General features: G+C 35.1%; 9 protein-coding genes. 4 read left to right on the top strand and 5 right to left on the bottom strand.

Annotated features, from left to right (window positions below; translation table 11 throughout):
• Positions 1-218 (top strand): hypothetical protein (locus LPB89_RS08820; protein ID WP_230701394.1); only part of this gene is annotated, 218 nt, incomplete at its 5' end.
• A gap of 21 nt (positions 219-239) precedes the next feature.
• Here the strand turns inward: LPB89_RS08820 and LPB89_RS08825 are convergent.
• Positions 240-653 carry a response regulator gene (locus tag LPB89_RS08825; RefSeq protein WP_230701947.1) on the bottom strand — a complete coding sequence of 138 codons (414 nt, stop codon included), beginning with the start codon at positions 651-653 and terminating at the stop codon, positions 240-242.
• Between the two features lie 6 nt (positions 654-659).
• Positions 660-2,372: a PAS domain-containing sensor histidine kinase gene (locus tag LPB89_RS08830; RefSeq protein ID WP_230701395.1), complete on the bottom strand. Its 1,713-nt coding sequence runs from the start codon at positions 2,370-2,372 to the stop codon at positions 660-662.
• Between the two features lie 168 nt (positions 2,373-2,540).
• Between LPB89_RS08830 and typA the strand changes: the two genes are divergently transcribed.
• On the top strand, positions 2,541-4,337 hold the full coding sequence (gene typA, locus LPB89_RS08835) for a translational GTPase TypA (RefSeq protein WP_127339470.1): 1,797 nt from the start codon (positions 2,541-2,543) through the stop codon (positions 4,335-4,337).
• A gap of 76 nt (positions 4,338-4,413) precedes the next feature.
• Here typA and LPB89_RS08840 read toward each other — a convergent pair whose 3' ends face one another.
• From LPB89_RS08840 to LPB89_RS08850, 3 genes are read right to left on the bottom strand one after another with little or no spacing between them, the layout of a single operon-like run.
• Positions 4,414-6,750: a T9SS type B sorting domain-containing protein gene (locus tag LPB89_RS08840; protein ID WP_230701396.1), complete on the bottom strand. Its 2,337-nt coding sequence runs from the start codon at positions 6,748-6,750 to the stop codon at positions 4,414-4,416.
• Between the two features lie 15 nt (positions 6,751-6,765).
• Positions 6,766-7,602 (bottom strand): ABC transporter permease, encoded by an 837-nt coding sequence (locus tag LPB89_RS08845; protein ID WP_230701397.1) that lies wholly within the window; start codon positions 7,600-7,602, stop codon positions 6,766-6,768.
• A 3-nt stretch (positions 7,603-7,605) separates the two neighbouring features.
• Positions 7,606-8,517: an ABC transporter ATP-binding protein gene (locus tag LPB89_RS08850; protein WP_230701398.1), complete on the bottom strand. Its 912-nt coding sequence runs from the start codon at positions 8,515-8,517 to the stop codon at positions 7,606-7,608.
• A 127-nt stretch (positions 8,518-8,644) separates the two neighbouring features.
• Between LPB89_RS08850 and LPB89_RS08855 the strand changes: the two genes are divergently transcribed.
• A complete protein-coding gene (locus LPB89_RS08855; RefSeq protein WP_230701399.1) occupies positions 8,645-9,697 on the top strand; it encodes a hypothetical protein in 1,053 nt (350 codons plus the stop codon).
• Between the two features lie 87 nt (positions 9,698-9,784).
• Complete coding sequence (locus LPB89_RS08860; protein WP_230701400.1) at positions 9,785-10,642, top strand: hypothetical protein; 858 nt, start codon at positions 9,785-9,787, stop codon at positions 10,640-10,642.
• The last annotated feature ends 50 nt before the right edge of the window (positions 10,643-10,692 follow it).

The following is a 10,692-nucleotide window of genomic DNA, read 5'->3' on the forward strand; positions in this document are numbered from 1 at the left end:
ATCGCAAAGGACGCAAAGCTGCGTGGGAAGTATTGGAATTTGGTGCTTGTCCCGATGGCTGTCGGGATTGGAATTTTGTATTTATACCTCAGTGCGTTAGGGATCGCAGCGATATCCTTTTGCGGGAATCCCAAACCTGTGGCGAAGCCGGCCTAAAGCAATTCCGCAAAAGATTTAGTGAAGAGCCCGGCCCGAAGGGAAACGCCCAAATGAAATAATTATAAATTGAAGTTCTAAGTTTAAGGTTCTATCTTTTTTTTAAGGTATTCAAGCATCGGTTGTGTTATTGGCTTGGAAAGAAAGTCTATAATTATGGGGTATTTCTTTGCTTTAGCTAAATCTTCAGGATCAATAGTGGAAGATAGAACGATTACATTTGCATTGTTGAATTCGTCGTAATCTGAAGACGTAAAATGATCCAGGAATTCCCAGCCACCCATAACCGGCATATTTAAGTCTAAAAAAATTAACTCCGGTTTTTTACTGACTGTGTTTTTACTATTGTGGTATTTTAAGTTGTTGAAATGATGCAATGCTTCTTCGCCGTTTTGTGCCGTGATCACTTCTTTGGAAAAGGAAGATTTTGAAATTACTTTTTTGCACAACATTAAGGTGATCGGGTCGTCGTCGATACATAAAATTTGCTCAAGCATCATGTGTTAATTTTTAAATGTTATAGTAAACGTGGTTCCTTTATTAACCTCGCTTTCAATACTTATTGTGCCTCCCATAGTTTCTACCTGTGATTTTACAAGATATAGGCCTAAGCCTTTACTGTCCGGGTAATTATGGAATCTTTGATAAAGTCCAAAAACCTTATCTCTGTTTCGTTCTAAATCTATTCCGATTCCGTTATCTTTAAATGTTAGCACGGCTTTATGATCGATTTGTTCTGCGAGAATTGATATTTTTAATTTTCTGTTTTCTGATTTGTATTTAATCGAATTGGTCAGCAAATTAAGCAAAATACTTTCTATGTAAGCTTTATTGGTGTTTAATAATGGAACTTTGTCAAATTTGAGTTTGATAATAGGTTTGTGCAGTTCTATTTGAAATGATAACTGGCTGAAGACGTTCTCGAAAACTTCTTTTAAGGAAACTTCTTCTTTTTGCATCGAAGGGTTGTCTTTAATGATAATAACCTTTACTAAATCGTTGATTGTTTCGTTTAATAAATGTGTTGATTTGTTGAAGCCTGTCAGGATTTCTTCAAGTTCGGGATTTTCTATGGGAATATCTTCTATCAGATTTAACAGGCCTATTAAATTTGATAATGGTGCGCGAAGGTTGTGCGATGTTATATAGGAAAATTGCTTTAAATCCTTGTTGTTTTGGGTCAGTTCACGGATCAGATGTTCTTTTTCTGTTTCTAACTTTTTTTCATCGGTTATGTCTCTCTGGATAGAAATCCAATGCGAAATTATGCCTTCATTATTAAATATCGGAATCATGGAAAAACGAACCCAGTATTCTTCTTTTTGTTTGGTATAGCTAATGGTTTCTATTAAGCATTCTTCCTCGTTTTTGATTGCTCTTAATAGTTTTTTCAGTTCTTCGGAATCTGAATTTGGACCTTTGTTGAAGATATTTGTTGATTTTCCTATGATTTCATTAGGCTGATAACCTGACATTTGAGAGAAAGCAGGATTAATATAGACTATTTTAGGAATTCTTCCGTTTGCTGAATTTGCTTCCGTAATTAATATCGAATCTTTAGATTGTGTGATTACGGTTTCTAAAAGTTTTAATCGCTGTTCTTCTTCTTTTTGCTTTGTGATATCCTGAATGGCTCCAATCATTCTGATAGCCCGTCCATTTTCGTCTTTTAGTAAAAAGCCACGATCTAAGACATATTTATAAGTTCCGTCGGCGCATTGGAAACGATATTGATCCTGCCATTTTTCGGTTTTCTGTTCAATAAATGAATACAGTTTGATTGACATTCTAATACTGTCTTCGGGATGGATTTTATCAAACCACCACTTTGAGGTTTTACCAACTTCGTTCTGTTTGTAGCCAAAAACACTTTCAATGCCTTTGTTCCAGCCAATGCTGTCTTCCTGGATTTTCCAGTCCCAAATTGTATCACTGGTTGCTTTTGCTACAATGTCATATTTCTCATTTGATTCTTTAATTTCTTCGTTTGTCTGTTTTAATTTTTCAAAAACAGCGATATTTTTGCTTTCGTTTTTAGAGAGTATGTATTTGAAAATTAGACCTGTAATTAATATGAATAAAATATCTTTAAAAAAAAACAAATAAAAATATTCTTTGGAGGAGATAAAAGTGGTTAGTAATTTATGACAGATAATAGCCATAAATAACGAAATGATAATATAAATTAGAGTAATTTGTATAGTTTTACTTTTCATTACTCAAATATAGTTAAATTAACCATAATTAAACAATAATTGAAACTCATTTTGGCTCCTGAATTTACATTGATTTAATCAACTAATTACTTGTCTATACGCAAACTATCGCAGAAACGTTTTTTATATCAAAATAAAGTGTACCTTTGCACCCATTAAAAATCTCAGATGGAATCTATTAGAAACATTGCAATTATTGCCCACGTCGATCACGGTAAAACCACTTTGGTTGATAAAATTATGTATCACTGTCAATTATTTCGTGACAACGAAAATACAGGTGATTTAATTCTTGATAATAACGATTTAGAGCGTGAGAGAGGTATTACTATTACTTCGAAAAACGTTTCTGTTCAATATAAAGGAACAAAAATCAATATTATTGACACTCCTGGCCACGCGGATTTTGGAGGTGAAGTTGAACGTGTATTAAACATGGCCGATGGTGTATGTTTGTTAGTCGATGCTTTTGAGGGCCCAATGCCACAAACGCGTTTCGTACTACAAAAAGCTATTGATTTAGGTTTAAAACCTTGTGTAGTTATCAACAAAGTTGATAAAGAAAACTGTACTCCTGAAGAAGTTCACGAGAAAGTTTTTGACTTAATGTTTGAATTAGGTGCTGAAGAATGGCAGTTGGATTTTCCAACAGTTTATGGTTCTGCTAAAAATAACTGGATGTCTGATCATTGGGAAAACGTAACTGATAATGTTGAAGCATTATTGGATATGGTTGTTGAAAATGTACCAGCTCCTAAAGTTTCTGAAGGAACACCACAAATGCTAATTACTTCTTTAGATTTCTCAGCCTTTACAGGTCGTATCGCTATCGGTCGTCTGGAAAGAGGAGTTCTTAACGAAGGTATGCCAATCTCATTAGTAAAAAGAGATGGTACTATATCTAAATCCCGTATCAAAGAACTTCATACTTTTGAAGGACTTGGCCGTAAAAAAGTACAACAAGTTATTGCCGGAGATATTTGTGCAATCATTGGAGTGGAAGGTTTTGAAATTGGTGATACTATTGCTGATTTTGAAAACCCGGAAGGTCTAAAAACGATTGATATCGACGAACCTACTATGAGTATGTTGTTTACAATTAATGACTCTCCTTTCTTTGGTAAAGAGGGTAAATTTGTAACTTCTCGTCATATTAGAGAGCGTTTGACAAAAGAATTAGAAAAAAACTTAGCAATGAAATTGGGTGAAACTGATTCTGCTGATAAGTTTATGGTTTTTGGTCGTGGAGTACTTCACTTATCTGTTCTTATTGAAACAATGAGAAGAGAAGGGTATGAGTTACAAATTGGTCAGCCACAAGTTATCATCAAAGAAATTGATGGTAAAAAATGTGAGCCTATTGAGGAATTGACTATCGATTTACCAGAAACTCTTTCAGGTAGAGCGGTTGAGTTCGTTACAATGCGTAAAGGTGAAATGCTAAGTATGGAAACTAAAGGTGACCGTATGATTGTAAAATTCAATATCCCATCACGTGGAATTATTGGATTGCGTAATCAATTGCTTACTGCTACTGCTGGTGAAGCGATTATGGCACACCGTTTTATTGGATACGAACCTTACAAAGGAGAAATTGCCGGACGTAACAAAGGTTCATTGATTTCTATGGAGAAAGGAAAAGCTATTCCATATTCTATCGATAAATTACAAGATCGTGGTAAGTTTTTTGTTGAACCAAATGCTGAAATCTACGAAGGTCAGGTAATTGGAGAAAACTCCCGTGGTGATGATATGTGTGTAAACGTAACTAAAGAGAAAAAACAATCTAACGTTCGTTCTTCAGGAAATGATGAAAAAGCGAGAATTATCCCTCCGATTATTTTCTCATTAGAGGAAGCTTTAGAGTACATTCAAAAAGATGAATATGTAGAGGTTACGCCAAAATCTATTCGTTTAAGAAAAATCTACTTGACAGAGACAGACAGAAAAAGATTTAAATTCTAATATTTGAATTTTATATATAAAAAAGCCATCCGACGCGTCGGATGGCTTTTTTTATGTCTTCAGGTTTCGAGTAGTGTTATCTTTTGATACTGAAATGTCCTTTGATATTTTTGCCATTTGTAAAGATCAAATCAAACCAGTAATCGTCAGAAGGAAGTTGCTGACCGTTAAACTGACCGTTCCATCCCGGGCTGTTTTGGGTCATTTGTTTTAATAATTTCCCGTAACGATCAAAAATTGAAAGTCTGTAGTCCGGAAGCTGGTCTAAGTTTTTAATCGCCCACAGATCATTAATACCATCTCCGTTTGGTGTGAAAAATTTAGGATAATCCAAAACGTACACTAAGTAAAAATTCGAGATGCCGCAGTCGTCTTTACTTTGTACAACTGCATTATAAATTCCCGGACTGACATTTGCGAAGAAAGGGTCATCCTGAAAATCAATTCCATTTAGGGAGAATTCATAATTTCCAGTTCCGGTATACTGTATGGTGACAGAATTATCGGTACCTGAAAAATCTTTAATAACAGCTCCGGTAATCATGGCAGGTTCAGATAAGATTACCTTAAATTTTTTAGTCTTTTCACAGCCAAATTCATTCGTTACTTTTACAGAATAATCTCCGGCCTCAGAAACTGTAATGAAATTATTGGTATTGTTTGTATCGGTACTCCATACGTAGGTGGTGAAACCCGGATCTACTGCTAAGTCGATTTGAGTGCCTTTACATAAACTTTTAGTTTCTTCCTCAAAATTAGGAGGGTCAAAAGCGTTTACGACGAGTTTAATCGGTGCTATTGCATAACAGTCAGCTCCGTTTACGGCACGTGCATAAATAGTTTGTGAGAAAGCGGTTGTGTTTTTGAAAATGTTGGGCAATGCATTTGTTTCTGCAAAAGCATCAGCAGTATTTAAATAATAATGTATTACTAATCCGGCTGGAAGTCCTTTTCTGACCTGAGGAGTTACCTGCAAATCAAGATCGAACTGATAAAAACCGTCCTGATTATCATCGAGGTCACAGGTTGGTATCGGATCCTGATCTGGAATCGTTGTGCCTGAAATCTCCAGTGTTATCTGTGGCGTTTTAAAACAGCCATATTTGTTTTCAATTCGGGCAAAAATAACCTGATTAGCACTTTTGTTGGTATATTTTTCAGGACTAGCAATTTCATTGGTTTTTGATTGAGCATTGGCTAATGATTCATAATATCCTTTGTTTACAATGGATGCATCATTATTTTTAATGATATCAGCGGCTTTCGTTAAATTAAAAAGAGCATTTCCGTCTGTATTATCATCGCATTGGATCAATTTTGTATTGTTTGCTATAATTTCAGGAGTAAATTCAAGCTGAATTTCGCCAGTTAGCACGCAAGTTGATCCTGTTATTGTTGCTTCTACTTTGTATTTTCCGGAAGCTGTAGCCTTGTATACCGGACTTGTTTCTAAATTGATGACATTTCCGTCCTTAAACCATTTATAGGAGTAGGAAGCTGGTAATTTCGTATCTAAAGTTATTGATTCTCCAAAGCATACAGGTTTACCGGTTAGCGCTGTCTGATCCGGGCCAAAATCAATTTTTGAAGAAAAGCTACCCGATTGTAAAAAAACTGCCGAGTCATATAATCTGTTATCGTCATCGGCAATTACCAGTTTTACATGGTATTTTTTTCCGGTAACGACAGCTGTCTGAGCATTCATAACGACTGTTTGTCCGGCATAATTTATAGGACTTGCATTGGTATTAAGTCCGTTAAAATAATGTATATTGGATTCCGGACATCCGGGATAAGGATCTCCGTTAATATCATAACCGGGCTGAATCGTCGGGCGAATATTAATAGATGATACAGGTGTGTCTGTACCAGGCAGCACAGCCAGATTTTTATATTCATCATTCGTCCCGGCTTCTTTGATTAAAAAAGCAAACCCGTCTGAATAACGGCAGGGAAAAAAAGACTGATATTCATTGGAAGCAAAAATATAATTAAAGCTCAGAAAATCAGTTAAGGGAACAAAGTCAAATTCCAGTACTGTGGCATTTATAGAATTAATTCCTAATATCTGATTCAGTTCAAAATCTCCTTGCCATTTGACATCTCCGCCACCCTGATTGCTTATATAAGGCCCTCTTGCTGCTGAACTTGTTGAAGTGGTCAGGACAATACCTTCTGAAAAAGGAAAATTACTTGTTCCTGCATTAAAGTAGGCAAAACTGTTTTTTCCGGGTGTAAAAGTGTCCCCGGTTCCGGAAACGTTTGTAACCGAAACGCAGGAACTGTTTACTAATGTATTTTCAATTAACTGTTGTGGTGTTCTCTGATTGTTGATGCTTATGAATTGTGCATTTATCTTACCAGATAAGCAAAGTATAAAACAAACAAATAAAATTCTCTTAAAATAACTCATAGTATAGCAAATATACTATAAATCTCTATTTTTTAATAGCTTGTAAGAAAAATGAATAAATAAAAATGTCCACACTAAAACAATCAATATAGAAAGGTAATGTACACCATAATCTTTAGTATTCTCAACACCCATTTGGGTTCCGATCGTTTTTATTACGGATAGTCTGGTAAATGGTTCCACAATTAAATTTGACATTGCTTCCAGCGGAAGGAATTGCATAATATACGTTCCTGTATTGCTGTTAGGGAAAATTTTGAAGACTAAAAGGCCTTTAACAATTCCTTCTATGATACTCCATACTAAAAGAAAGCCTAATGCAAATGCAGATCGTTTTACCAAAATTCCTAAAAACAAACAGAAAGAAAAGAAACCGGTCAGTTTTACAAAAAAGGCTAACAGATAATCTAAATCGGTAAAAATAATTCCAAATTCATTGTAGGATGAAAAGCATAATCCCAATATCAGCGACATGACAAAGACAAAAATCGTGGAGCAAAAGGCAAAAAGAACAACGGTTAAAAATTTTGATAATATAAACTCTTTTTTACTCAGTCCGTCAATCAGGTTTTGCTTTAAAGTTCCGTAACTATATTCATTAGCCATCATGGAAACAATCACAATAGCCAGGAAAAATTTCAGCCAGGCAGCAACGTAGGTATTAAAATGCCAGATAAAAGGAAAGTTGAAAATTCCCATTTCAGCTAAATGAAATTTAAAAACCCCAATATCAAATTTTATTGAAGCGATTAAAGCGATAAAGGAAAGTAAAATGAAATAAGTTAAAGTAAGGACACGACTGGCTTTGTTTTTCCAGATTTTTTGTAATTCTATAGAGATAAGTCTGTTCATGGCTTAGTTGTTTTTGATAGTGGCGGTTTTGGTTAATTCTAAAAATTGTGCTTCCAGGCTATTTTTGCGTTTTACCAAATGGCTTAAGGCAATGTTTTTAGAAAATAAATACTGATTCAGTTCAGCAGCAGACAATTCTGATTTTAAGTATACCAGAACTTTTCCTTCTTCTTCTGTAGTCCGGTCTACACCTGGATGCTCTTTCAGAACGTTTTTCAAAGCTTCATTATCATTCGCCTGAAGTTCAAAAAAGCCTTCATTGGCAGACATGCTGTCAACTGAACCGGAATATAGGATTTCGCCTTTTCTTAGGACAATTACATGCGAACATACCTTTTCGACTTCGTCTAATAAATGGGAGGCTAATAAAATAGTAGTTCCCTGAGAAGCAATTTTTCGTATGATATCACGGATCTGATGAATTCCCTGAGGATCCAAACCATTTGTTGGTTCGTCTAAAATTAAAATTTCAGGATCGTTTAATAAGGCCGATGCAATCGCCAGACGCTGTTTCATACCTAAAGAAAAAGTACTGAATCTGCTGTCTTTTCTTTCTGTCAGACCAACTAAGTCGAGTTTTTCGTTTATCTTAGAATAGTCTATGCTTTTTATTTTACAAACCAGTTTGAGGTTTTCTTCGGCGGTCATGTACGGGTAAAAATTGGGTCTTTCGATAATGGCCCCTACTTTTTTTAACGCTTCGTGCGTCTGCATTTTTCCATTAAACCAGCTGTAATTGCCCGATGTCTTGTTTACAACGTTCAAAACAATTCCCAAAGTGGTAGATTTTCCACTTCCGTTTGGGCCTAAGATGCCATAAACACGGCCTTTTTGTATTTCAAAAGATACATTTTTTAAGGCCTGAATACGCCCGTATCTTTTGTGAAGATTTTCGATGGTAAGAATGGTTTCCAAATTTATTTCGGTTTTAGTTTTTAGTATGACGATTCAATCGGCTTATTGTTACGCTAAATTTTATTTATGTGTTTAAAATTATAATTTACTGTAAATTTGTACTAAAGATATTCAAAAAGATATTAAAATGAGCGAACCTTTAATGGTCTTAAAAAAACCATCTTACCCTTTAATACCATCTCTCTTAAGCTATTTGGAACGATACGAACGAATTTCGAAGGTATCCGTGTTCTATGATGACTTATTGCGATTTTCAGGTTCGATTAATGTCTACGATAAAAATGAGACTGACACTTTATGGATTCGTGTTTATTACAATGAATTTGAAAGAGATGAGATTGACCTGAACCTGAAAAGGATTTATTCGCTCCTGCATTCAGATGGAAACAGCGAGATTATTCACTTCCTGAATATCGATGCAATTGATTACTGTACTTTTGGAAATTCGAAACCTTTCCGGATAAAAGTCCGAAATATTCTCAATGACAATTATGTTCATTTTTATATTAAAAAGGCCGATGCTTCCCGAATTTACGGCTTGGAATTGGAGGATATTCTATCTCCGGATAAAATCAATTTTCTGGTCTATAAGGATACGTTGATTGAAGAACATATTATCGGAATTCCCGGTGATGTTTTTATGGATACTTTACTGCACAATTGTACCGAAATGGAAAAATCCCAGATCGCAAAAGAGTTCGTGAAGTTCAACGAACGCTGTATGATCCGTCTTTTGGGCGATATGCGGGCTTATAATTATGTTATTGTCCCAATTCATGATTTCGATCAGGTCGTTTATAAAATCCGTCCCATTGATTTTGACCAGCAATGTTATGAAGGTAATTTTAAGGTCTATCGTCCGCAGTTTTTCAAGGAAAACTATCCGATGATAAATCTAATTAAGGAGAAATTGGAAGAACGTTCGATTATTCAGTACAAGGACGAGGAAAGAGCTATCTTGGCAAAACGGATTCACTCGGCCGAAAACAGGATCAAGAAGTTATTGAATATCATGTGCCACGATACTATTTCGACAGAAGAACATCTGAATCAACTAAAAATGGAATTGTACCGTTATACCAATGATATGAAATTTAAAAATGCCAAATCAATGGGACATATCATGTTTGCTGCCTTTGAATTTATTACCCGTAATTTTAAAAACACCAATTTAGTTTGATTTTGAGCAACGGATTTTTTTCGATTTAATTTTGAGAAATCATTTTAATCTATTTAATCTGTGGCCGAATACTTTAAAAATAATACTATGAAAAAGTCTTTTTTGCTTGCCCTTTCAATTGTTTTATTAGCTTGTCAACAAAAATCTGACAGCGATTTGAAGACGCTTTTTTCACTTCCGAAAAAGTTAAAGGAAGTTTCCGGAATCACTTATTTTCCTGAAAAGAAACTGATTTATACTTTGGAAGACAGTGGAAATGCTAATGAAATTTATGCTTTGGGTGCTGATGGAAAATTAAATAAAACCATTACCATTTCAAACGCAACCAACGTGGATTGGGAAGACATTACAAAAGATCAGGCGGGAAATATTTATATAGGTGATTTTGGAAATAACGACAACGAACGAAGAGATTTGTGTATTTATAAAGTTGCGAAAGGGGAGCTTAATAAAGAAAATGCCGTATCCGAATATAAAGTTTCCTTTTCATATCCGGAACAAACGGAATTCCCGCCAAAGAAAAAGGAACTGTTTTATGATGTTGAAGGTTTTTTCGAACATGGAAACTATTTTTATCTCTTCACAAAAAACAGAAGCAAGGGCTTTGACGGGACTGTTTTTATCTATAAAATCCTAAACGCTCCCGGAGTTCAGAAAGCCACTAAGATTGGAACATTCAAAACCTGTGATACTTATAATCATTGTGTGCTGACCAGCGCGACAATTAGTCCTGATGGAAAAAAAGTGGCTCTGCTAAGCCATGATAAAATCGTTTTGTTTCAGGGTTTTAAAGGAGATGCTTTTCATAAGGGCAAACAAACCGAAATAAAACTGAATCACTTTTCCCAAAAAGAGGCTATCGTTTTTAAAGACAACAAAACGTTGCTTATCGCTGACGAGAAAACCAACAAAATAGGAGGCAAGGTGTATGAGTTTTTTTTATGAGGTTCTAAGGTCCTGAGCTCCTAAGTTTCTAAGGTTTTTTAAGTGTTTAA

Source organism: Flavobacterium sp. ENC (assembly GCF_020991415.1).
GTDB lineage: Bacteria > Bacteroidota > Bacteroidia > Flavobacteriales > Flavobacteriaceae > Flavobacterium.